We start from the raw sequence: 24526 nt of genomic DNA, 5'->3' as shown, positions 1-24526 counted from the left end.
CTGGCGCAGCCTGCGATCTTTTGGCGGCTTTGAGACCGCTGAAGATCAAGATCAAAAGATCGCAGCCTTCGGCAGCTCCTACTTGGCAGCCCAGGAATTGAAGCGCTGTTCCAGTTGCTCACCGTTGTCAGCCCAGAAGCTGACATCGATCTGCACCTGGTTGGCGATGTTTTCCGGGGTGGTCGGCATGTCTTTCAGGACATCCTTGGCCAGCAACGGTACGGCCTGGGTGTTGGCCGGGCCGTAGGCGATGTTTTCCGAGTAGGTCTTTTGCTGCTGCGGCGCCACCGAGAAAGCGATGAATTTCTTCGCCGCTTCAGCGCGTGCCTTATCCAGACCTTTCGGGATGGCCCATGCGTCGAAGTCGTAGATACCGCCGTTCCACACGACTTTCAGGTTGCTTTCTTTCTGCACGGCAGCGATCCGGCCGTTGTAGGCCGAGCTCATGACCACGTCGCCGGAAGCGAGGTACTGCGGCGGTTGCGCGCCGGCTTCCCACCACTGGATGCTTGGTTTGAGCTCATCGAGCTTCTTGAACGCGCGATCCTGACCATCCTTGCCGGCCAGTACTTTGTAGACGTCTTTCGGCGCAACGCCGTCGGCCATCAGAGCGAATTCCAGGGTGTACTTGGCGCCTTTGCGCAGGCCACGTTTGCCCGGGAATTTCTTGGTGTCCCAGAAATCCACCCAACTGGTCGGTGCGGAGGCCAGTTTGTCGGCGTTGTAGGCCAGCACGGTCGACCACACGAAGAAGCCCACGCCGCATGGCTGGATGGCGCCTTTGACGTAGTCTTCGGACTTGCCGAACAACTTCGGATCAAGCTGCTCGAACATGTCTTCGTCGCAACCACGGGACAGTTCTGGCGATTCAACTTCTACCAGGTCCCAGGACACGCTCTTGGTGTCGACCATAGCTTTGACCTTGGCCATTTCGCCGTTGTACTCGCCCGCCACGATCTTGCCGTTGCCTGCCGCTTCCCACGGTGCGTAGAAGGCTTTGACCTGCGCGGCCTTGTTCGCCCCGCCAAAGGACACCACGGTCAGGTCCGGGCCCGCCGCCATTGCGTGTGCCGCACCGATCATGCCCATGACCAAAGCGGTGAATTTCAGGGATCTCAACATTTATTGTTCTCTCCACGTGCAGGGTTGTGTTGTTGAAGCAGGGGGGCGATCAATGCGCCTCTAGAAGTGGGTCGAGCGCGCGAACGTGTTCGACCTGCCAGCCAAGCGGTACCACGTCGCCGACGGCCAGCGCGGGATCGAGCTCGGCAATCGGTTGTTTCACAAAGAAATCGGTCTTGCCGCAGACTTCCAGGCGAACCCGGACGTGGTCGCCCAGATAGATGAATTCCGCCACCCTCCCTGAGAAGCGGTTGACGCATTGATCGCTTGCGCCGTTGAGGCTAATGCGCTCGGGGCGAATCGACAGCGTGACGGGTTCGCCGGTCTTGCCGACGTTGACCGCCAGGGCTTCGACCTTTTCACCGCGACCCAACTCAACCACGCAGCGGTCGCCGGTGTGGCTGTGCAAGCGGCCATTGAGGCGGTTGTTCTCGCCGATGAAGTTGGCGACGAAGGTATTTTTCGGTTCTTCATACAGAGTGCGCGGCGGCGCGATCTGCTGAATCTCGCCCTGGTGGAACACGGCCACGCGATCGGACATGGTCAGGGCTTCGCCCTGGTCGTGGGTCACGTAGACCACAGTCACGCCGAGGCGCTGGTGCAGATGCTTGATCTCCATCTGCATGTGTTCGCGCAGTTGTTTGTCCAGTGCGCCGAGGGGTTCGTCCATCAGCACCAGTTGCGGTTCGAACACCAGGGCGCGGGCCAGGGCCACACGCTGCTGCTGACCGCCGGACAGTTGTGCCGGATAGCGCTGGGCGAAGGTATCGAGCTGAACCATGCTCAGGACTTTTTTGACCTTGTCGTTGACATCGCTCTTGTTCAAACCGCGCACGGTCAACGGGAACGCCAGGTTCTCGGCAACGGTCATGTGCGGGAACAACGCGTAGTTCTGGAACACCATGCCGATGTCGCGCTTGTGCGGCGGCACGTTGTTGATGGAACGCCCGGCCAGCTGGATTTCGCCTGCGGTCGGTGTTTCGAAACCGGCGAGCATCATCAGGCTGGTGGTCTTGCCGGAGCCGGAGGGCCCGAGCAAGGTGAGGAATTCGCCTTTGCGAATCTCCAGGTTGAGGTCTTTGACGATCAGGTTCTCGCCGTCGTAGCTTTTTTGTACTCCACGAAAGCTGACCAGAATATCGCTGGCCCCTGCGCTTGAATCGACCTGGCTCATACCCACACCTTTGTTGTTGATGACTGCTGTGGACTAAGCCTAGTGGACGCTGCCGACCACGCAAATCGGGGCGCAGGAGAGAATGACCTCAGCCAGATGGAATGTTGGGGGTAGGGATTGCCCTACAAGGATGGCGGGATTGGATAGGGGCAGCGGCAATCTTGAAGCTGCAAGCCGCAGGAACGGGCAAAAGAAGGTTGTCGGGCATGTCGCAAATGGACATGGCGACGCTTCATCCCTGTAGGAGCACAGCCTTTAGAGGAGTTTGTGTTCCATCGCGTACTTCACCAGTTCCGCCAGGGAGGTGATGTTGAGCTTCTGCATCAGCCGCGCCTTGTGGGTGCTGATGGTTTTACTGCTCAAGGCCAGTTGCTGGGCGATGTCGTTGACGTTGGCGCCCTGGGCCAGGCGCTCGAACACCGAGAACTCGCGCTCGGACAGCAACGAGTGCAACGGCCGCGAATCGGTCAGGCCGACTTCGAAGACCATGCGGTCGGCCAGGTCCGGGTCGATGTAGCGCCCGCCCGCCGCGACCTTGCGGATCGCCGTCAGCAGCAGTGCAGGATCGCTGTCCTTGGTCGCATAACCGGCGGCGCCAACCTTCAACGCACGGGCGGCCATTTGCGCTTCGTCGTGCATCGACAACACCAGAATCGCCGGCGGATTGTTCAGCGCACGAATCCGCGGAATCGCCTCCAGCCCGTTAACCCCTGGCATGGAGATGTCCAGCAAAACCACTTCGCAGGGAACATGGCGCAAGGTCTCGAGCAACTGCTCACCATTGCTCGCCTCCCCTACCACCAGCAAATCCTTGGCCAGGCCGATCAATTGCTTGATGCCTTCGCGGACGATGGTGTGGTCTTCGGCTACCAATACACGGATCACTTACTTCTCCTCATCCAGCGGCACTCGCACGCTCAGGGTCGTGCCTTCACCCGGTTCACTCTCAAGCGACAACTGCCCGCCCATGATCAACACTCGCTCGCGCATGCCGACCACCCCGAAGGATGTTGCTCTACCGGTGGCAGGGACAAATCCTACGCCATCATCGCTGACGGTCAGACACAACTCGTCGCCTTCCAGCGCCAATGTCAGTTCGACAGTATGCGCCTGGGCATGGCGCATGACATTGGTCAGCGCTTCCTGGAGTATCCGGAACAGGCCAATCGCCTTGGCATCACTGAGCACCGGCAGATTCTCCGGCACCTGCACCAGACACGGAATCTGCGTGCGCGCCTCGAATCGGCGAGCCTGCCATTCAATGGCCGAGGCGATCCCGGCGTCGAGAATCGGCGGTCGCAGCGCCGTGGCTACATCGCGAACCAGTTGGAATAGCTGAGCGATCAGTCGCTTCATGCTGTTCAAGCGTTCGTTCAGACCGGGGTCGAGCTGCGCATAGGCCAGTTCGCACATGGAGGTTTCCAGCTTCAGCACGGTCAACATCTGACCCAGTTCGTCGTGAACTTCCCGGGCGATGCGGGCCTTTTCCTCTTCCCGCACACTCTCCAGGTGCGCGGACAACTCACGCAACTGCTCGCGAGAGCTGGCCAGTTCCAGTTCGATGCGCTTGCTCTCGCTGATGTCCCAGACGATCCCGTCCCAGACATAGGCGCCGTCTTCGAGTCGGCGGGTGATGGCTTTGATCTCGGCCCAGCGCTGTTCGCCGGATCGGGTGAGAATCCGTCCCTGCCACGACCAGTCACTGTCAGTATCCAGCGCATGGTCCTGGGTTTGGTGATAACTGGCCTTGTCGTCCGGGTGCACCAGGCTGCGCAGGCCTTTGTCGCGATGGGCCAGGGTGGCCGGTGCGTAACCCACCAGGCTCTCGCTGCCTTCACTGATGTAGGCAAAATCGATCTGCCCCGTCACCGGCGCCCGTTCCAGACGAAAGACCAGTCCTGGAACGTTGGCGGCGATCCCTTGCAGCCGCGCCTCGCTTTCCCGCAACGCAGCCAATGCACGACGGCGCTCGGTGACGTCGTTGAGGTAGACCACCAGGTATTCTCCGTCGCGAAACCGCAAAAAGCTCAGCGAAACATCCACCGGCAGATTGCTGCCATCCGCCCGTATGCAGTTGGTTTCAAAACTTTGCGGGCCGTCCTCACTGGCCCGGGCGCGTTTCCACAGGTTCAGCCAGCGGTCCATGTGCAAGCCGGGCTCGAAGTCGATCAGCGGCCGATCAATGATCCCGCCCGCCGGATAACCCAGCATGGTTTCGGCCGCGCGATTGGCGTAGCGCACATGGCTGTCCCAGTTGACCCACAGGATGCCGACGGTGCTCTGATCGATGGAAAACTGAGTGAGTCGCAAGGCTTCTTCGCTGGCGGCACGCAGCGCAATGTCTTCGCGCGCAGCCCGCAAACGATGCTCAAGACTGTGCTGCTGCCGACGCTGCCAGAACACGATGGCCATGCTGCTCAGCATCACCACCGCCAACAACAGACAGAGGTTTTGCCAGAAACCCGGGGACTCGGTCAGCCGCGGGTATTTGGGTTGCAGCCATTGGTTGTGCAGTTGCTCCAGGTCCTTGGCCGGGATCGCCCGCAACGCACTTTCGACGATGCCGGCCAGTTCCGGCCAGTCCCGGCGCGTGGCCACCCGCAACAGTTGCGGCAGGCCGATGTCGCCCACCACCACCAGACCGGCGAACTCTGGCTCGGCGGACAAACGCCCCAGCTGCGCTTCGTCGACCACGGCGTAACTGGCCTGCTGACTCAACAACAGTTGCAGCGCCTGGCGCTCGATCGGTACGCCTTGAAGGTTCAGGTGCGGGTAATTGCTGCGCAGGTAATCGGCGGTGGCGCCGGGCATGCGCACGGCGACGCGGGTCTGGCTGTCGAGTTTTTCCAGCTCTACCACGCCGGTGCTTTTCTGGTCGCTGACCACCAGTTGCGGCACCCGCATATACGGGTCGGAAAACTGCCAGAGCCGCAGGCCATCGGGTGTTTGGGTCAGCCCCGGAGCGATGTCGATTTCACCCTCGCGTGCGGCGTCTTCCAGCTGCGCCAGGTCGGGAAAGTTGCGCCAGCTCAGTTCGACTTTAAGCGCCTTGGCCAGCCACTTCATCAGCTCGACATTGACCCCGGACAAACGCTGCAAGCGGCGATCGTATTGGGCGTAGGGCACTTGCAACACAAGCCCCACGCGCAATTCGCCATGTTGCGCCAGCCATTGCTGCTGGCCCACGGACAATTGCGCGACATGCACCGGTGGCGCGGGAGCCGCCCAGCCCATCAAGGGAAACCACAAACAGCCGATAACCCACAGGCAGCGAAAACGCATCATCGAAATCTCACACACTGACAAATACTGACCAACCCATTAGGCTGCCGGAATAACTTCTGGCCTGGAATATCCGATGCCCCCTGTCTACCGCCTGGCACTGCCAGCATTGTGCCTGTCGCTGATCCTGCCTTGTGCCTTTTCTGTCGAGGCCGCCGACCCGGCGCCAGCCACTACGGAAACACCCGCCGAAGAAAAACCGGTCGAGCGCCAGCCGCTGCTTGAGCGTAGTCAGGAAGAAGCGTCTGCACTTGAGCGACAGATCCCTGCTCAGGAACAGCAGCAACTGCAAGCGGGCAGCGACACGTTTCTGGCCTTGTGGAAACCGGCCAATTCCGCCGCCCCCAAAGGCGCGGTGATTATCATCCCGGGCGCCGGCGAAACCGTTGACTGGCCGCAAGCAATCGGTCCATTGAGACGGAAATTGCCGGACGCCGAGTGGAGCAGCCTGAGTATCACCTTGCCGGACCTGCAAAGCGATGCCATTGCGCCGCGTATCGTCGAAGTGCCGCCCACACCAAAAGCCCCTGACGCCGGCAGCAAAGACTCGACCACCGCAGCGCCCATCGAACAAGCGGCGGGCGGCGAAGCGGAGGTGGCGGACAAGGCGATCGCCGAAACCACCGAGGAACAGGCCAAAGCCGACGCTGAACGAATCTTCGCCCGCATCGACGCCGCGATCGCCTACGCCGAACAGCAAAGCGCTCGCAGCATTGTCGTGCTGGGGCATGGCACTGGCGCTTACTGGGCCGCGCGCTACCTGAGCGAGAAGCAGCCCTCGCAAGTGGAGAAGTTTGTGATGGTCGCCGCTCAGATGCCGGTGAAAGCCAAACCAGAGCTGGCCGAACTGACACCGACCCTGAAGCTGCCCACCGCAGACATCTTCTATATGGATAGGCCGCTGGACCGCAACCTGGCGCTGGAACGCTTACAGGCCAGCAAACGCTTGAAGACTTCGGGGTTCAGTCAGGTTTCGCTCAAGGCTTTGCCGGGTAATTCCAATGCAGAGCAAGAGCAACTGTTCCGTCGGGTGCGGGGCTGGTTGAGTCCACAGACCGCGAATTAAGCAAAAGCAAAAGATCGCAGCCTGCGGCAGCTCCTACACCGGGTTATGCGTACACCTGTAGGAGCTGCCGCAGGCTGCGACCTTTTGATCTTCCCGGCCACTAGCGAAAATCCCGCCGCTCGCGAATCAATGTGTAGGCGCTATGCAGTTCGCGAGTCTTGTCAGTGGCTTCGCGCACCTGCAGCGCCGTCGCACCGCTGCCGGCGATCTTGTCCGGGTGATGGCGACTCAGCAGGCGTCGATAAGCACGCTTGATCTGCGCCGGCTCACTGGTCGCCGAAACGCCCAAAAGCCGCAGGGCATCTTGATAGGTCAGCACGCTGCTGGCCTGTGCAAACTTGTGCTGCTCGTAATCGGCCGACAGAGCCCGTACCTGTTGTGACGACCAGCCCAGCCATTTACCCCACTGCCTGATCAGCTCTCGCTCAGCGCTACCGGCGCGGCCATCGGCCCAGATCATCCGCCAACAGGCGCGCAAGACGCCTTCGGCGGCATGAGGTTGATGACTCAAGCGGCGCAGGTAACCGCGCAACCGGTCATCTCCCGACTTGCCGCGATTAAACGCCGCAATGGCCCGACGCTGGGCCGACTCGGTCATGTCCAGCGAGCGCATTTCCTGACGGGCCTGCTGGATATGCCCTTCCACCACCCGTCCATCGCACTTGGCCAGCCGTCCCAACAATACAAACAGCAGTTCATCGTTGCGCAGCACCGAGCGGCCACCGAGCCTTTCTCGCAAGTGCGCCCAGCTTTGTATGTGCAAGTGCCGATCCAGCACCTGCCCCAACAAGGCGCCTAGCATGGCCCCCGGAATGCTGGCGATGTAAAAGCCCGCTCCGGCTCCAATCAGAGTCCCTGGCCACAACATGTCAGCGTCTCGCTTCTAACAGGGTTTCGACTTCAGCCAGACGTTCGTGAGTGCCGACATCCACCCAATGTCCATTCAAGCGCTCGCCGGTGACGTGTCCATCGGCCATGGCCTTGCGCAGCAGCGGTGCAAGCTTGAAGGCGCCGGCGGAGCAACCGTCGAACAGCTGCGGGTGCAGGACCGCGATGCCGCTGTAGGTCAGGGTTGCAGTGTCCGGTTGGCCGTCGCGTACTTGCCCGTCGATCAGACTGAAATCGCCGGTCGGGTGATGGGCAGGGTTATCCGCCAACACCAAATGCGCCAGCCCGGTGATCGGTTGGTGCAACACGCTGAAGTCGTAGTCGGTCCAGATGTCACCGTTGACCACCATAAAGGCCTCGTCACCCAGCAACGGCAGCGCACGGAAAATCCCGCCTCCGGTTTCCAGTGGCTCACCTTCCGGCGAGTACTGAATACGTACGCCGTATTGCGAGCCATCACCCAGGTAGTTTTCGATCAGTTGGCCGAGCCAGGCATGGTTAATCACCACCTCGGTAAACCCCGCCACCGCCAAGGCCTTCAAGTGATACTCGATCAACGGAATACCGCCAGCGCGAACCAGAGGCTTCGGCGTGGTCAAGGTCAGCGGGCGCATGCGCTCGCCTTTCCCTGCAGCCAGAATCATTGCCTTCATGCATTCACTCCAGCACGCAGACTCAGCAGCAACACATCCAGCTCGGCCAGTTCAGGGCGGCGGGCGATCACAGCGTCTATATAAGCGAAGAAGCGTGGTACATCACCGAGATAACGCGGCTTGCCGTCGCGGTGGCAGATGCGGGCAAAGATGCCGATCACTTTCAGGTGCCGCTGCACACCCATCAGGTCACTGGCACGCAGGAAATCTTCGAAGTCGGGCTGGACCGGGATCCCGAGATCGCCCGCTTGCTGCCAGTAGGCTTCCAGCCAACCGCGCACACGCGCCTCGGGCCAGCTGAGGAACGCATCCTTGAACAGGCAGGTCACGTCGTAGGTCACCGGACCATAGACTGCATCCTGGAAATCCAGCACGCCGGGATTGGGCTCGCTGAGCATCAGGTTGCGCGGCATGTAGTCGCGGTGCACCAGCACTTTGGGCTGGGCCAGTGCGCTGTCGATCAATAGCTCGGTCACGTTCTGCCAGAGCATTTGCTGCGCCGAGTCGAATTCGATGCCCAACTCGCGCTTCACGTACCACTCAGGGAACAATTCCAGCTCGCGACGCAGCAGCGCCACGTCATAACTTGGCAGCGGTGCAACCATCGGCAGCTGCTGAAAAGCCAACAGCGCTTGCAGGGCATCCTTGAACAAATCGTCGGCATTTTCGCTGTCGATCACGTCCAGGTAAGTCTTGTTGCCCAGGTCATTGAGCAAAAGAAAACCACGTTCGAGGTCTTCGGCATAAATTTGCGGAACATTTATTCCGGATTTCGCCAGCAAAAAAGCGATATCCACGAAGGGTTTACAGTTTTCCTGGGGCGGTGGCGCGTCCATCACGACGAAGCTTCTGCCCTCGCCTTCCCAGCGGAAATAACGTCGAAAACTCGCATCACTGCTGGCCGCGGTCAACGTGGCCGGGGGTACGACGCCCCAGTCCTGTTCTGCAAAGAGGGCAGCCAATTGCTCATCGAGCCAAACTTTCAGGTGTTGCAAACGTACATCTTGGTCAGGCATTGCAAGGGTCTCCGACGGCGCTAGCCGTCAAGCGGGTCATGCTTTATTATCCAGCATCTTTTTCAGACCATCGAGAGGCGTGCGGCCCACACCGCGGGCAGATGGCACGCAGGAAGCCCGGACTAATAAGATGGCATTGAAATCCCCCGCGTTTCGTAAAAAATTTCCGTTGTTGGTTACCGGCAGTCTGCTGGCCCTGCAACCTCTAGCCACTTCGTTCGTGGTCGCCGCGGAACAGTATGACTGCTCAGTCTCTGCTTCGGGTGCCTGGAACTGTGCGCCAAAATCTCCAGCAGCTGCGCTACCACCTCGCCCCGTCCATGACGGCAGTGCGGCGGCAAGCACGAGCGGCGAGACTCCGGCTGACAGCGGTTTAAGTCAAGACACCGGCGCAAAACCTGTGCTGGTGACCGAATCCAAGGGCCGCGGCCTGAAGTCGCGTAGCGAAGACTACAGCCACCTCGATTGGGTTCCGCGCGAGAAGCTCACTGCCGCGCAATTGGCCGAAACCGGTCCTTACTGCGCTGGTTCCTATATCGAACCGATTCGTCCTGGCATGAATGACAAGACGAATAAAAGTGACGCTCCGACCTTTCTCGGCGCCAAAGCCTCTCGCTATAAGCAGGATGAGCAGGTCGCGACCCTGGCGGGTGATGTGGTCATGCGTCAGGGCAGCATGCAGGTCGAAGCCGACGAAGCAAACCTCTACCAGGCCGAGAGCCGTGGCGAACTGAGCGGTAACGTCCGTGTTCGCGACAACGGCGCTCTGATCGTGGGCGACCACGCCGACGTGCAGCTCGACACCGGTGAAGCCAAGGTCGACAACGCCGAATACGTGATGCACAAATCCCGTATCCGCGGTAATGCGCTGTACGCCAAACGTGCCGAGAACGCGATCATCCGCCTCAAGGATGGTACGTACACCACGTGCGAACCGGACAGCAACGCCTGGCAGCTCAAGGGCAACAACATCACCTTGAACCCGGCCACCGGCTTCGGTACCGCGACCAACGTGACGTTGCGGGTCAAAGACATTCCGGTTCTATACACGCCGTACATCTATTTCCCGATCGACGACCGTCGCCAGTCCGGCTTCCTGCCACCGACCATCGGCACCGGCAGCGATACCGGCTTCATGCTGGTCACACCGTATTACTTCAACCTGGCACCGAACTACGATGCCACGTTGTACCCGCGCTACATGAGCAAGCACGGGCTGTTGATGGAAGGCGAATTCCGTTACCTGACCCCGTCCAGCGAAGGTCAGTTCGGCGCCGCGTACCTCAACGACGAAGATACCGACCGCAGCAAGCAGACCGACTACCAGAAAAACCGCTACATGTATAACTGGCAGCACAAGGGCGGTCTCGACTCGCGCGTTCTGACACAAGTCGATTACACCAAGATCAGCGATCCGTATTACTTCCAGGATCTGCAAACCGATCAGATCGGGGTAAAAAGCTCTGACTTCGTGAACCAGCAGGGTTCTGTCACCTATCGTGGTGACAGCTACACCGCTCGCTTGAATGCACAGGCTTATCAGCTCGCGACCGTTTCGGACATTACGCCGTACGACCGCTTGCCGCAGATCACTTTCAATGGTCAGTTGCCGACTCACCCTGGCGGCCTGAATTTCGACTACGACACAGAAGTCGTACGCTTCGACCGTGATTTGAAGAACGGTAACTTCGTTAACGAAGACGGTACCGTTGAACCGCGCCTTGATAACAACGTTACGGGACTGGCACGTGCCAATGGCGACCGTTTGAATCTCAAACCGGGTGTCAGCCTACCGTTGGACTGGACTTATGGCTTCGTGAAGCCATCTCTCAAGTACCAGTACACCCAGTACCAACTGGATCTGGACGGTACCGGCAAAAGCCAGATTGACGCGCAAACCGCGGAGCAGCAAAAGCTCAACGGCACCTTCAGCAGCAGCCAGAACCGTGGCGTGCCGATTGCAAGCATCGACAGCGGCCTGTACTTCGATCGCAATACCCAATGGTTCGGCAAGAACTATCGCCAGACCCTCGAACCGCGCCTGTTCTACCTGTACGTCCCTGAAACGGATCAGGAAGACATTCCGGTATTCGACACCACCGAATACACCTTCAACTACGCGTCGCTGTTCCGTGACAACCGCTTCTCCGGCTCCGACCGTGTCGGCGACGAGAACAAACTGTCTCTGGGCATCACCAACCGCTGGATCGAAGAAAATGGCTTCGAACGTCAACGCATCAGCGTCGGCCAGGCCTTGTACTTCAAGGACCGCGAAGTCCAGTTGCCGGGTATCGATGCAAAAACCCGCGACGACGCGCATGCTAATGTCTCGCCTTATGCGCTGGAATACGAATATCGCTGGAACCGCGATTGGCGCACCACGGCCGATTACAACTGGGACCCTGACAGCCGCAGCCCTCGCTCCGGCAGCGCGATGTTCCACTACCAGCCTGAAGACAACCCGAACAAGGTCATCAACGCCGGCTATCGCTATCGTAATGACCAGGTCCGTTACGACCAGAACACCGGTAAATGGCAAGTCGGCGGTGGTGACTACGGCACCCCAGGCCAACCTGGCTACGTGAAGGACTACTACAAGATTGAGCAGCACGATTTCTCGGTGATCTGGCCGATCGTGCCGCAATGGAACGCCATCAGCCGCTGGCAGTATGACTACAACCGTAACCGTACCCTGGAAGCTTTCGGTGGTTTCGAGTACGACAACTGCTGCTGGAAACTGCGCCTGATCAACCGTTACTGGGTCAGCTATGACGAATTCAGTCAGAACGCCCCGGAAAACGAAAAAGGCGACCACGGCATCTTCCTACAAATTGTTCTGAAGGGACTCGGCGGCCTCACCGGCGCCAAAGTAGAGAGCTTCCTCGACAAAGGCATCCAAGGTTATCGTGAACGTGAAGACCAAGCTTTCTGATTGTCTGCGCCCGCTGATGCTGGGCGCGCTGTTCCTGGGTACCGCGGCGAACGCCGCGGTGCAGTCCATCGATAAAGTGGTGGCCATTGTCGACAACGACGTGGTCATGCAGAGCCAACTGGACCAACGCGTTCATGAAGTTCAGCAAACCATCGCCAAGCGTGGTTCTGCCGTACCGCCGGCCAACGTGCTGGATCAGCAGGTACTTGAACGTCTGATCGTCGAAAACCTGCAACTGCAGATCGGCGAACGCTCCGGTATCCGCATTACCGATGAAGAACTGAACCAGGCTGTCGGCACCATTGCCCAGCGCAATAACATGTCGATTGAACAATTTCGCGCCGCCCTGACTCGCGACGGTCTGTCTTACGACGACGCACGCGACCAGATTCGCCGCGAGATGGTCATCAGTCGTGTGCGTCAGCGTCGTGTGGCCGAGCGTATTCAGGTTTCCGAACAGGAAGTGAAGAACTTCCTCGCTTCCGACCTTGGCAAAATGCAGCTGTCCGAAGAATTCCGCCTGGCCAACATCCTGATTCCTACGCCGGAAAGCGCCAACTCCGACGCGATTCAGAACGCAGCCAAACAGGCAGACGCGGTTTACCAGCAGCTCAAGCAAGGCGCTGACTTCGGTCAGTTGGCAATCGCCAAATCCGCCAGCGAAACCGCACTGGAAGGTGGCGACATGGGCTGGCGTAAAGCCGGTCAATTGCCACCTCCGTTCGATCGCATGCTGGGCACTATGGCTGTCGGCGACATTACCCAGCCAATGCGCACACCGGGCGGCTTCATCATCCTGAAGATCCTCGACAAGCGTGGCGGTGAGACCCAGACACGCGATGAAGTGCATGTGCGCCATATCCTGGTCAAACCTAGCCCGATCCGCGACGAAGCAAAAACCAAAGCCCTGGCTCAATCGCTCTACTCCCGTATCGAAGCGGGCGAAGATTTCGGCGAACTGGCGAAAAGCTTCTCGGAAGATCCGGGTTCCGCCCTCAACGGCGGCGACCTGAACTGGATCGACCCGAATGCACTGGTGCCTGAATTCCGTGAAGTGATGGCCAAGACCCCACAAGGTCAGCTGTCCAAGCCATTCCAGACCCAATATGGCTGGCACGTTCTGGAAGTCCTTGGCCGTCGCGCCACTGACAGCACCACCCAGGCTCGTGAGCAGCAAGCAATGACCGTATTGCGTAACCGCAAATACGACGAAGAACTGCAAACCTGGCTGCGTCAGATCCGTGACGAAGCGTACGTAGAGATCAAACTCCCTGGTGCAGACCAGGCAGCGCAGTGAAACCCAAACGTTTCGCGCTGACACCCGGCGAACCGGCCGGCATAGGTCCTGACCTGTGCCTGCTGCTCGCCTCGCAAGCCCAGCCACATCCCCTGATTGCCATTACCAGCCGCGACCTGCTCCTTGAGCGGGCCGTGCAGCTGGGTGTGGTTGTCGATTTGCTGCCGGTAAACCCGGACAACTGGCCGGATGTACCCGCGCCAGCCAACAGCCTGTATGTCTGGGATACACCGCTCAACGCCAAGGTCACCGCCGGGCAACTGGACAAGGCCAATGCGGCTTTCGTTCTCGAAACCCTGACTCGAGCTGGCCAAGGCTGCCTGGACGGGCATTTTGCGGGCATGATCACGGCCCCTGTGCACAAGGGCGTGATCAATGAATCCGGGATCGCCTTTTCCGGGCACACAGAATTTCTCGCCGACCTGACCCATACCGCACAAGTGGTGATGATGCTCGCCACTCGCGGATTGCGCGTGGCGCTGGTCACCACTCACCTGCCTCTTCGCGAGATTGCCGATGCGATCACGCCGGAGCGTCTGGAACGGGTCACGCGAATCCTGCACGCCGATCTACAAGAAAAATTCGGCATTGCCCGGCCACGCATCCTCGTCTGTGGGCTCAACCCCCATGCCGGCGAAGGCGGACACCTGGGCCATGAAGAAATCGACATCATCGAACCTACATTAGAGCGCCTGCGCGGTGAAGGAATGGACCTTCGTGGCCCCCTGCCCGCCGACACTCTGTTTACCCCCAAATATCTGGAGCACTGCGATGCAGTGCTGGCGATGTACCACGACCAGGGCCTGCCTGTGCTGAAGTACAAAGGCTTCGGCGCGGCAGTCAACGTGACCCTCGGCTTGCCGATCATCCGCACATCGGTCGACCACGGCACTGCCCTGGACCTGGCCGGCAGCGGCAAAATCGATACCGGCAGCCTGCAAGTCGCCCTGGAAACCGCCTACCAGATGGCCGAGACCCGTTTATGACCGAGCATTACCAACACCGTGCGCGCAAGCGCTTCGGCCAGAACTTCCTGCACGATGCCGGCGTTATCGACCGCATCCTGCGCGCCATTCGCGCCAAGCCTGAAGACCACTTGCTGGAAATCGGCCCTGGCCAGGGTGCGCTGACTGAAGGCCTGCTTAACAGCGGTGCCCAGCTGGACGTGGTGGAACTGGACAAGGATCTGATCCCGATCCTCAACCAGCAATTCGCCGGCAAGAGCAACTTCAACCTGCATCAGGGCGACGCACTGAAGTTCGACTTCAACAGCCTGAACGCTGCGCCGAACAGCCTGCGGGTGGTCGGTAACCTGCCGTACAACATCTCTACGCCGCTGATTTTTCACCTGCTGCATAACGCCAGCCTGATTCGCGACATGCACTTCATGCTGCAAAAAGAAGTGGTCGAGCGCCTGGCAGCAGGCCCTGGTGGTGGTGACTGGGGTCGCTTGTCGATCATGGTTCAGTATCACTGCCGGGTTGAGCATCTGTTCAACGTTGGCCCCGGCGCGTTCAATCCGCCGCCCAAAGTCGATTCGGCTATCGTGCGCCTGGTGCCTCACGCGGTGCTGCCGCACCCGGCCAAGGATCACAAGTTGTTGGAGCGCGTCGTGCGCGAAGCCTTTAACCAGCGCCGCAAGACCCTGCGCAATACCCTCAAGCTGCTGCTGAGCAACGCTGAAATCGAAGCCGCTGGCGTTGATGGCAGCCTGCGCCCCGAACAGCTCGATCTGGCCGCCTTCGTGCGCCTGGCCGACAAGCTCAGCGAACAAGTCCTACAGACACCCGCCGCCGACTGACAGGCAATGAGCGTTATCGGGTAGGACACCAGCCTTCATGTCTGGTTTACTACCCGATACTTGGCCTAGACTGAGTTCTATCAGCTACGCCCCGCGTTCCGCTTCGTTTAAGGCCTCTTGCATGTCCGATCCTCGTTACCAGGTCGACGTCAGCGTCGTCACCCGCTATCTGGCAGAACAATCGCAACCCGAGCAAAACCGCTTTGCCTTCGCCTACACCATCACCGTGCACAACAATGGCGAGCTACCGGCCAAGCTGTTGTCACGGCACTGGGTGATCACCGACGGTGACGGGCATGTCGAAGAGGTTCGCGGAGCCGGCGTTGTTGGCCAGCAACCGTTGATCGAGGTGGGCGAGAGCCACACCTACAGCAGCGGCACCGTCATGACCTCCAAGGTCGGCACGATGCAGGGCACTTATGAAATGGTTGCCGACGACGGCAAACACTTCGACGCCATCATCGCCCCATTCCGTCTGGCGGTGCCCGGAGCCCTGCACTGATGGCAACGTATGCCGTCGGCGATCTGCAAGGCTGTCTTCAAGCATTGCAATGCCTGCTCAAGCAGGTCGCCTTCGACCCGACACAGGATCGTCTGTGGCTGGTCGGCGATCTGGTCAACCGTGGCCCGCAGTCCCTGGACACCTTGCGCTTCCTCTATAGCATCCGCGAATCGCTGGTGTGCGTGCTCGGCAACCATGACCTGCACTTGCTGGCGGCCGGAAAAAACATCGAACGCCTGAAGAAGTCCGACACCCTGCTCGAGATTCTCGCAGCGCCCGATTCCGCGGAGCTGCTGGAGTGGCTGCGTCAGCAAAAGCTCATGCATTACGACGAACAGCGCGATGTCGCCCTGGTACATGCTGGCATTCCGCCCCAGTGGTCACTGCGCAAGGCCTTGAAGTATGCCGCCGAAGTCGAGACTGCATTGCGCGATGACAACCTGTTGCCGCCCTACCTCGATGGCATGTACGGCAACGATCCGGCGAAATGGGACAACGACCTCAAAGGCGTGACACGCCTGCGGGTGATCACCAACTATTTCACCCGCATGCGGTTTTGTACCGCCGAGGGCAAGCTTGACCTCAAAAGCAAGGAAGGCCTCGACAATGCGCCACCGGGCTACAAACCCTGGTTTCAGCACAAAGAGCGCAAGACCAAGGGCCTGAAAATCATCTTCGGCCACTGGGCCGCACTGGAAGGCCGATGCAATGAGCCGGGCATCTCGGCCCTCGACACCGGTTGTGTCTGGGGTGGCGCCCTGACCCTCATGAATGTCGACAGCGGTGAACGCCTGTCTTGCAAATGCGACGAGCATGGCCTTGCCCTGCCGCCAGTCGCCGCACTTACCCCCGAACCATCGTCAGCCAGCGCCCCGCGCTAGACTGCGCTTTCAGCCGAGCCACAGGAGCCCGCCATGAGCGAATTCAAACGTATCCCCCCAGAACAGGCCCAGGCCCTGCGCGAACAAGGCGCAGTGGTGGTCGATGTTCGCGACCCAGCGACCTTTGCCGCACTGCACATCGCCGGCTCGAAGCATCTGGATAACCATTCGCTGCACGCCTTCATCCAAGGCGCCGACCTCGACGCACCGACGGTGGTGGTCTGCTATCACGGCAATTCCAGCCAGGGCGCCGCCGCTTACCTCATTAGTCAGGGCTTCTCCGACGTCTACAGTATGGATGGCGGTTTTGAGCTGTGGCGTACGACTTATCCTTCGGAAACGGCGCAAGGCACTTCCGAATAATTTTTTTGTAACGCGCAAGCCCCGGCCCCCGCGGGCTCGCGCGGTGGCAGACGAACGGTCTGCCACAACTAATTACGTATCTCGCCTTTACCTCCCGAATTCCCAACTATCCTTAAGCGCAGGCCATCCAAAACAGGGGAGAGCCGGTACACCGGCGCGCGGGTCATCGGGAGTAGCTTTCGGGGTAGTCAGCTTCGAAAGAGTTCTGGGGGGTAAACAGCGACTGCATATTCGGTCGCTGCCAGCATCGACTGAATGATCCGGCGTCGGCTCCACGTATCGAGCGAGGTGACGTCATGAGTATCTTTAGCCACTTCCAACAACGCTTCGAGTCCACACGCCAGGAAGAACTCTCGCTGCAAGAGTATCTTGAGCTGTGCAAAAGCGACCGCAGCGCCTACGCCTCCGCCGCCGAGCGTCTGTTACTGGCCATCGGTGAACCGGAGCTTCTCGACACCTCGGCCAACTCGAGGCTGTCGCGAATCTTTTCCAACAAGGTAATCCGCCGCTATCCGGCCTTTGAAGACTTCCACGGGATGGAAGAATGCATCGACCAGATCGTGTCGTATTTCCGCCATGCCGCTCAGGGCCTGGAAGAGAAGAAACAGATTCTTTATCTGCTCGGCCCTGTGGGTGGCGGTAAATCGTCCCTGGCCGAAAAGCTGAAACAACTGATCGAAAAAGTGCCCTTCTACGCGATCAAGGGCTCGCCGGTATTCGAGTCGCCTCTGGGTCTGTTCAACGCCACCGAAGATGGCGCGATCCTCGAGGAAGACTTCGGCATTCCACGGCGCTACCTCAACACCATCATGTCGCCATGGGCTACCAAACGCCTGGCCGAATTCGGCGGCGACATCAGCCAGTTCCGTGTGGTGAAGCTCTATCCGTCGATCCTCAACCAGATCGCCGTGGCCAAAACCGAGCCGGGAGATGAAAACAACCAGGACATCTCGGCGCTGGTGGGCAAGGTCGATATCCGCAAACTCGAAGAATTCCCGCAGAACGACGCCGACGCCTACAGCTACTCGGGCGCACTGTGCCGGGCCAACCAGGGCCTGATGGAATTCGTTGAAATGTTCAAGGCACCGATCAAGGTGCTGCACCCACTGCTGACCGCCACTCAGGAAGGCAACTACAACAGTACCGAAGGTCTGGGGGCGATTCCGTTTACCGGGATCCTGCTGGCCCACTCCAACGAATCGGAATGGCACACCTTCCGCAACAACAAGAACAACGAAGCCTTCATCGACCGGATCTACATCGTCAAAGTGCCGTACTGCCTGCGGGTCAGCGACGAAGTGAAGATCTACGACAAGCTCTTGTTCAACAGTTCCCTGGCCAAGGCTCACTGCGCGCCTGACACCCTGAAGATGCTTGCCCAGTTCACCGTACTCTCGCGACTGAAAGAGCCGGAAAACTCCAACATCTACTCCAAGATGCGCGTGTATGACGGCGAAAACCTCAAGGACACCGATCCGAAGGCCAAGTCGATCCAGGAATACCGCGACAACGCGGGTGTCGACGAAGGCATGAACGGCCTGTCGACCCGCTTCGCGTTCAAGATCCTGTCGAAAGTGTTCAACTTCGATCCGCACGAAATCGCCGCCAACCCGGTGCACTTGCTTTACGTGCTGGAACAACAGATCGAACAGGAACAATTCCAGGCGGAAACCCGCGAACGCTATCTCCGCTTCCTCAAGGAGTACCTTGCACCGCGTTATATCGAGTTCATCGGCAAGGAAATCCAGACCGCCTACCTCGAGTCTTACAGCGAGTACGGCCAGAACATCTTCGATCGCTATGTGCTGTACGCCGACTTCTGGATCCAGGACCAGGAATACCGCGACCCGGAAACCGGCGAGATCCTCAACCGCGTAGCGCTGAACGAAGAACTGGAGAAAATCGAAAAACCGGCCGGCATCAGCAATCCGAAGGATTTCCGCAACGAAATCGTCAACTTCGTACTGCGCGCCCGGGCCAATAACAACGGCAAGAACCCGACCTGGCTCAGCTACGAAAAACTGCGGGTGGTCATCGAGAAGAAAATGTTCTCCAACACCGAGGACCTCCTGCCCGTCATCAGCTTCAACGCCAAGGCCAGCAAAGAGGACCAGCAGAAGCACAACGACTTCGTCACACGGATGGTCGAGCGGGGCTACACCGACAAACAGGTTCGACTGCTGTCCGAGTGGTACCTGCGGGTCAGAAAATCACAATAACCCGCTGCCGGTCAGACCGGTTGTCGTCAGCCAGAGGCCTGTGTACGCATTTTCTGTTACACAGACCTCTGGAAGGTGTTCGAAAGTCGGTAGCGAGGTTCAGGCAGCGTCCAAAAGCGCTTGGGGGAGTGTGAACATCCCTTGGCTCGGTCGATGCTGCATAACCGCTCGCCCCTTTCAGGACAGCTTCTAAGGAGCAGTCATGAGCTATGTGATCGACCGACGTCTCAATGGCAAGAACAAGAGCACGGTGAACCGTCAGCGGTTTCTGCGGCGTTACCGTGATCACATCAAAAAGGCTGTCGAAGAGGCGGTCAGTCGGCGCTCCATTACCGATATGGAGCACGGCGAACAGATCAGCATCCCCGGTCGCGACATTGACGAGCCGGTGCTTCACCACGGTCGCGGTGGCAAGCAGACCGTCGTGCACCCGGGCAACAAGGAATTCACCAGCGGCGAGCACATTGCCCGCCCGCCCGGAGGTGGCGGTGGCAGAGGCCCCGGCAAGGCCGGCAACTCAGGCGAAGGGATGGACGAATTCGTCTTTCAGATCACTCAGGAGGAATTCCTCGAATTCATGTTCGAGGACCTTGAGCTGCCGAACCTGGTCAAGCGCAACCTGACCGGTACCGACACCTTCAAGACCGTTCGTGCCGGGATCAGTAACGAGGGCAATCCGTCGCGGATCAACATCATCCGCACCTTGCGCTCGGCCCATGCACGGCGAATCGCCCTGTCTGGCAGCAGCCGGGCAAAATTACGCGAAGCCAAAGAAGAACTTCTGCGCCTGAAGCAGGAAGAGCCAGACAACTTCGGCGATATTCAGAAAATCGAAGCAGAAATCGAAAAACTCAGTGCGCGGATTCATCGCATACCGTTCCTCGATACCTTCGACCTCAAGTACAACTTGCTCATCAAACAACCCAACCCCAGTTCCAAAGCGGTGATGTTCTGCCTGATGGACGTGTCCGGCTCCATGACCCAAGCGACCAAGGACATCGCCAAGCGTTTCTTTATCCTGCTGTACCTGTTTCTCAAGCGTAACTACGACAAGATCGACGTCGTGTTCATCCGCCATCACACCAGCGCCCGGGAAGTGGATGAGGAAGAGTTTTTCTATTCTCGCGAAACCGGCGGCACCATCGTTTCCAGCGCCTTGAAACTGATGCAGGAAATCATGGCCGAACGCTATCCGAGCAATGAATGGAACATCTATGCCGCCCAGGCCTCCGACGGCGATAACTGGAACGACGACTCGCCAATCTGCCGCGACATTCTGATCAACCAGATCATGCCGTTCGTGCAGTACTACACTTACGTTGAGATCACCCCGCGCGAACATCAGGCCCTGTGGTTCGAGTACGAACGCATCGCCGAAGCCTTCTCAGACACTTTTGCCCAGCAACAACTGGTCTCGGCCGGCGATATCTATCCGGTCTTCCGTGAACTCTTCCAGCGCAGGTTAGTGACATGACCGCCAAAGAGCAGAAGCGCCAACCCATTTCCACCGGCTCCGAATGGACGTTCGAGCTGATTCAGGCCTACGACAAAGAAATCAGTCGTCTGGCGGCTCGCTACGCGCTCGATACTTACCCTAACCAGATCGAAGTGATCACCGCCGAGCAGATGATGGACGCCTACGCCTCCGTCGGCATGCCGCTGGGTTATCACCATTGGTCCTACGGCAAACACTTCCTCAGTACCGAAAAATCCTACTCTCGCGGCCAGATGGGGCTGGCGTACGAGATCGTGATCAACTCGGACCCGTGCATCGCCTATTTGATGGAAGAAAACACCATCTGCATGCAGGCGTTGGTCGTCGCCCATGCCTGCTACGGGCATAACAGCTTTTTCAAAGGCAACTACCTGTTCCGCACCTGGACTGACGCCAGCTCGATCATCGATTACCTGGTCTTCGCCAAGCAATACATCATGCAGTGCGAAGAGCGCCACGGTATCGACGCGGTCGAGGACCTGCTGGATTCCTGCCACGCCCTGATGAACTATGGGGTCGATCGCTACAAACGCCCCTATCCGATTTCCGCCGAAGAAGAACGTCGCCGGCAAAAGGATCGGGAAGAGCATTTGCAGAAACAGATCAACGATCTGTGGCGGACCATTCCAAAAGGTGCGGACAAGTACAGTGACAAGGACAACGCGCGCTTCCCCGCCGAACCTCAGGAAAATATCCTCTACTTCATCGAAAAACACGCACCACTGCTGGAGCCATGGCAGCGGGAAATCGTGCGGATCGTGCGCAAGATCGCTCAGTATTTCTACCCGCAACGTCAGACTCAGGTGATGAACGAGGGGTGGGCCACGTTCTGGCATTACACCCTGATGAACGACCTGTATGACGAAGGCCTGGTGACCGACGGGTTCATGATGGAGTTTTTGACGTCCCACACCAGCGTGGTCTATCAACCTGGCTTCGACAGCCCCTACTACAATGGCATCAACCCCTACACCCTCGGCTTTGCCATGTACCGGGACATTCGCCGCATGTGTGAACACCCGACCGAAGAGGACTACCGCTGGTTCCCTGAGATTGCCGGCACCGACTGGCTGTCGAGCATCAAGTTCGCCATGAGCAGCTTCAAGGATGAAAGCTTCATCCTGCAGTACCTGTCACCCCAGGTGATCCGTGATCTGAAGCTGTTCAGCATTCTTGATGACGATCAGAAGGACGATCTGCTGGTCCCGGCCATTCATGACGAAGGTGGCTACCGCATCATCCGTGAAACCCTGGCGGCGCAGTACAACCTCGGTAATCGTGAACCCAACGTGCAGATCTACAGCATCGACCGGCGTGGTGACCGCTCGCTGACCTTGCGTCACCAGCAACACGACCGCAAACCGCTGGGCGAGTCCACCGAGGAAGTGCTCAAACACCTGCACCGACTCTGGGGCTTCGATATTCATCTGGAAACCCTGCAAGGGGACCAGGTGATGAAAACCCATCATGTTCCGCCCAGAGGTGAACACAGCGAAGGGGACTACGGCCGGCTGGACCTGGCTGTCATCCATCTTTGATCCTGTTTGTGCCTCCGGAGGTTCGACGCAAAGGTTATTCTGTCGGGCTAACGGAGGTTTTTTATGCAGATTTATAAAGTCGGCGGCGCGGTACGCGATCGCCTGCTAGGCAAGCCTGTCACAGACATCGACTGGGTTGTGGTTGGCGCCACCACTGAAGAAATGCTCGCCAAGGGTTTTCGCCCGGTGGGTGCGGATTTCCCGGTTTTTCTTCACCCCAAAAGCGGTGAGGAATACGCCCTCGCCCGGACCGAGCGCAAAAGCGGACGCGGTTACGGCGGCTTTACCTTTCACGCCAGCCCCGAAGTCACCCTCGAAGAAGACCTGATCCGTCGTGACCTGACCATCAATGCCATGGCCGAAGACGATCAGCAGAACCTGACCGATCCTTACCACGGCCAGCGCGATCTCGAGGCGCGCTTGCTTCGTCACGTTTCCCCCGCGTTCGCCGAAGATCCGCTCCGGGTTCTGCGTGTTGCTCGCTTCGCTGCTCGTTATGCGGGGCTGGGTTTCACCGTCGCGCCGGAGACACTGGACCTGATGCGCCAACTCAGTGAATCAGGTGAACTTGAAGCCTTGACCGCTGAACGCAGCTGGAAGGAAATTTCCCGCGCCCTGATGGAAGATCAGCCACAGGTGTTCATCGAGGTGCTGCGAGAGTGTGGCGCTCTCAAGGTATTGATGCCGGAAGTCGATGCCCTGTTTGGCGTACCGCAACCGGAAGCCCACCACCCGGAAATCGACACGGGCGTGCACACTTTGAGCGTGCTGGAGCAAGCGGCACGGCACAAACAACCACTCACAGTGCGCTGGGCCTGTCTGCTGCATGACCTCGGCAAGGGACTGACGCCCGAGGAGGAGTGGCCGCGACACATTGCTCATGAGCACAAGGGCTTGAAGCTGATCAAAGCGGTCAACGAACGCTTCAAGGCGCCGAAGGACTGTCAGGAGCTGGCACTACTGGTGGGCAAATATCACACCCACGGCCATCGCGCCCTGGAGCTGAAGCCGTCGACGCTGCTGGAGTTGCTGCAAAGTTTTGACGTTTACCGTCGGCCGCAGCGGTTCGAGGAATTTATCGCGGCGTGCGAGATGGACGCGCGCGGACGCAAAGGGCTGGAGCAGCGAAGTTATCCACAAGCGGATTATTTGCGGGGAGCGGCGAATGCTGCTCGGACCGTGGCGGTCCAGCCATTGCTGGAGAACGGATTCAAAGGACCGGAGCTGGGTGAGGCGATCAAGCGAGAGCGGCTCAAGGCATTGAAGACTTACAAAGAGGCGGCGTCCGCCTGAAAAAGCTTCGCGAGCAAGCCCGCTCCCACATTGAATCTGCGTCGTACACAAATCAAATGTGGGAGCGGGCTTGCTCGCGAAGGCGTCATCAGCATCACAACAATTCTGAAGGGGTCAACTGCTCACCGCGCCACTCAAACGCCACCGGTGCCAACACCTGATCAATCTGCGCCTCGCGCCACAACACGGCAAAGCTCTTGCCTACACCCGGATGCACGCGATCCGGTGCGATCAGCGACAACGGCCACAGCACAAAGGCGTTTTTCAGAATTTCTGCCCGCGGCAGGATCAAGCCATCGAAGTTGCCCACCAGATCACCGAACAGCAAAACGTCGATATCCAGCGGCAAACCTTTGCGGTCCGGCGCATAACGGCCATTGTCCGCCTCGATGAATTTCAGCCGGCGATCCAGTTCCATCAGCGGCAAATCGGTAAATGCCGACACCACAAAATTGAAGAACGGCCCGCTCTTGATCCCCACCGGCTGGCTTTCGAACACCGCCGAGCAGCGTATATCCACCAGAAAACCTGTCAGGGCTTCCAGGCCAGCCTGCAAATGGGATTCGCGCTCGATATTGCTACCGAGCCCGAGAAACACCTGAGTCAGCGACATCCGCGCTCGATCTCCACGCCCACACCACCTGTGGCAGCCGGGATGGCACCTGGCTTGGTCAGCTTGAGGCGCATCCAGGTGATGCTGAATTCGCTCATCAGCACTTCAGCCAGACGCTCGGCGAAGGTCTCGACCAGCTGGAACTGCGCCTGCTCGGCAAAAGCCTGGATACGCGACGACACACTGGCGTAATCGAGCGCCAGCGTCAGGTCATCACCGGCGGCGGCCGGACGATTGTCCCAGGCGAAGCTCAGATCAAGACGCAAGCACTGTCGGATGCCTCGCTCCCAATCGTAGGCACCAATCACGGTGTCGACTTCCAGGCCCTCGATAAACACTCTGTCCAAGCACTTTTCTCCGCTGCACGACAAGGGCGCAATGCGCCGTTAGA

21 protein-coding genes are annotated in these 24526 nt (G+C 59.1%); 12 read left to right on the top strand and 9 right to left on the bottom strand.

Annotated features, from left to right (window positions below; all coding sequences use genetic code 11):
- Positions 1–78: 78 nt before the first annotated feature.
- The 4 genes from KGB23_RS12470 to KGB23_RS12455 form a co-directional block, all read right to left on the bottom strand.
- On the bottom strand, positions 79–1122 hold the full coding sequence (locus KGB23_RS12470) for an ABC transporter substrate-binding protein (RefSeq protein WP_046045383.1): 1044 nt from the start codon (positions 1120–1122) through the stop codon (positions 79–81).
- 49 nt (positions 1123–1171) lie between these two features.
- Positions 1172–2296 carry an ABC transporter ATP-binding protein gene (locus tag KGB23_RS12465; protein WP_150658514.1) on the bottom strand — a complete coding sequence of 375 codons (1125 nt, stop codon included), beginning with the start codon at positions 2294–2296 and terminating at the stop codon, positions 1172–1174.
- Positions 2297–2551: 255 nt separating this feature from the next.
- Positions 2552–3181: a response regulator transcription factor gene (locus KGB23_RS12460; protein ID WP_003210977.1), complete on the bottom strand. Its 630-nt coding sequence runs from the start codon at positions 3179–3181 to the stop codon at positions 2552–2554.
- Positions 3182–5581 (bottom strand): PAS domain S-box protein, encoded by a 2400-nt coding sequence (locus KGB23_RS12455; RefSeq protein ID WP_223431291.1) that lies wholly within the window; start codon positions 5579–5581, stop codon positions 3182–3184.
- A gap of 73 nt (positions 5582–5654) precedes the next feature.
- Between KGB23_RS12455 and KGB23_RS12450 the strand changes: the two genes are divergently transcribed.
- Positions 5655–6644 carry an alpha/beta hydrolase family protein gene (locus KGB23_RS12450; protein ID WP_223431290.1) on the top strand — a complete coding sequence of 330 codons (990 nt, stop codon included), beginning with the start codon at positions 5655–5657 and terminating at the stop codon, positions 6642–6644.
- Positions 6645–6744: 100 nt separating this feature from the next.
- Here KGB23_RS12450 and KGB23_RS12445 read toward each other — a convergent pair whose 3' ends face one another.
- The 3 genes from KGB23_RS12445 to KGB23_RS12435 are packed head-to-tail and all read right to left on the bottom strand — an operon-like array spanning position 6745 to position 9201.
- A complete protein-coding gene (locus KGB23_RS12445) occupies positions 6745–7512 on the bottom strand; it encodes a TerB family tellurite resistance protein (RefSeq protein ID WP_046045379.1) in 768 nt (255 codons plus the stop codon).
- Position 7513: 1 nt separating this feature from the next.
- On the bottom strand, positions 7514–8185 hold the full coding sequence (gene murU / locus KGB23_RS12440) for an N-acetylmuramate alpha-1-phosphate uridylyltransferase MurU (RefSeq protein ID WP_223431289.1): 672 nt from the start codon (positions 8183–8185) through the stop codon (positions 7514–7516).
- Complete coding sequence (locus tag KGB23_RS12435; protein WP_223431288.1) at positions 8182–9201, bottom strand: aminoglycoside phosphotransferase family protein; 1020 nt, start codon at positions 9199–9201, stop codon at positions 8182–8184. The genes murU and KGB23_RS12435 overlap by 4 nt, the downstream gene beginning before the upstream one ends.
- A gap of 130 nt (positions 9202–9331) precedes the next feature.
- Between KGB23_RS12435 and KGB23_RS12430 the strand changes: the two genes are divergently transcribed.
- The 11 genes from KGB23_RS12430 to KGB23_RS12380 all read left to right on the top strand — a co-directional run bounded on the left by KGB23_RS12430 (position 9332) and on the right by KGB23_RS12380 (position 23522).
- Positions 9332–12133, top strand: coding sequence for an LPS-assembly protein LptD (locus KGB23_RS12430; RefSeq protein WP_223431287.1), 2802 nt, complete (start codon positions 9332–9334; stop codon positions 12131–12133).
- A complete protein-coding gene (gene surA / locus KGB23_RS12425; protein ID WP_223431286.1) occupies positions 12114–13430 on the top strand; it encodes a peptidylprolyl isomerase SurA in 1317 nt (438 codons plus the stop codon). Before KGB23_RS12430 ends, surA begins: the two co-directional genes overlap by 20 nt.
- The gene (gene pdxA, locus KGB23_RS12420; RefSeq protein ID WP_223431285.1) at positions 13427–14416 is read left to right on the top strand and encodes a 4-hydroxythreonine-4-phosphate dehydrogenase PdxA; all 990 of its coding nucleotides are present in this window, start codon (positions 13427–13429) and stop codon (positions 14414–14416) included. Before surA ends, pdxA begins: the two co-directional genes overlap by 4 nt.
- Positions 14413–15231 (top strand): 16S rRNA (adenine(1518)-N(6)/adenine(1519)-N(6))-dimethyltransferase RsmA, encoded by an 819-nt coding sequence (gene rsmA / locus KGB23_RS12415; RefSeq protein ID WP_056741305.1) that lies wholly within the window; start codon positions 14413–14415, stop codon positions 15229–15231. Before pdxA ends, rsmA begins: the two co-directional genes overlap by 4 nt.
- Positions 15232–15352: 121 nt before the next feature.
- Complete coding sequence (gene apaG / locus KGB23_RS12410) at positions 15353–15733, top strand: Co2+/Mg2+ efflux protein ApaG (protein ID WP_008147202.1); 381 nt, start codon at positions 15353–15355, stop codon at positions 15731–15733.
- Positions 15733–16614, top strand: a complete 882-nt coding sequence (locus KGB23_RS12405; protein ID WP_223431284.1) for a symmetrical bis(5'-nucleosyl)-tetraphosphatase — start codon at positions 15733–15735, stop codon at positions 16612–16614. The genes apaG and KGB23_RS12405 overlap by 1 nt, the downstream gene beginning before the upstream one ends.
- Before the next feature lie 33 nt (positions 16615–16647).
- Positions 16648–16977, top strand: a complete 330-nt coding sequence (glpE, locus tag KGB23_RS12400) for a thiosulfate sulfurtransferase GlpE (protein WP_030130002.1) — start codon at positions 16648–16650, stop codon at positions 16975–16977.
- Between the two features lie 296 nt (positions 16978–17273).
- Complete coding sequence (locus tag KGB23_RS12395) at positions 17274–19196, top strand: PrkA family serine protein kinase (RefSeq protein ID WP_033056218.1); 1923 nt, start codon at positions 17274–17276, stop codon at positions 19194–19196.
- Positions 19197–19398: 202 nt separating this feature from the next.
- Complete coding sequence (locus tag KGB23_RS12390) at positions 19399–20670, top strand: YeaH/YhbH family protein (RefSeq protein ID WP_046045371.1); 1272 nt, start codon at positions 19399–19401, stop codon at positions 20668–20670.
- Positions 20667–22229, top strand: coding sequence for a SpoVR family protein (locus KGB23_RS12385; RefSeq protein WP_046045370.1), 1563 nt, complete (start codon positions 20667–20669; stop codon positions 22227–22229). Before KGB23_RS12390 ends, KGB23_RS12385 begins: the two co-directional genes overlap by 4 nt.
- A gap of 63 nt (positions 22230–22292) precedes the next feature.
- Entirely contained in the window at positions 22293–23522 is a 1230-nt protein-coding gene (locus KGB23_RS12380) for a multifunctional CCA addition/repair protein (RefSeq protein ID WP_223431283.1), read from the top strand.
- Between the two features lie 94 nt (positions 23523–23616).
- On the opposite strand, the gene folK is transcribed toward KGB23_RS12380, so the two are convergent.
- Together folK and folB are read right to left on the bottom strand one after the other, a co-directional pair.
- Positions 23617–24135, bottom strand: a complete 519-nt coding sequence (folK, locus tag KGB23_RS12375) for a 2-amino-4-hydroxy-6-hydroxymethyldihydropteridine diphosphokinase (protein ID WP_223431282.1) — start codon at positions 24133–24135, stop codon at positions 23617–23619.
- Positions 24126–24482, bottom strand: a complete 357-nt coding sequence (gene folB / locus KGB23_RS12370) for a dihydroneopterin aldolase (RefSeq protein ID WP_150658500.1) — start codon at positions 24480–24482, stop codon at positions 24126–24128. Before folB ends, folK begins: the two co-directional genes overlap by 10 nt.
- Between the last annotated feature and the right edge of the window lie 44 nt (positions 24483–24526).

The organism is Pseudomonas sp. GL-B-26 (assembly GCF_019947405.1).
GTDB lineage: Bacteria > Pseudomonadota > Gammaproteobacteria > Pseudomonadales > Pseudomonadaceae > Aquipseudomonas.
Note: the sequence above shows the minus strand (reverse complement) of the source record. Positions and strands in the feature narration are given on the sequence as shown.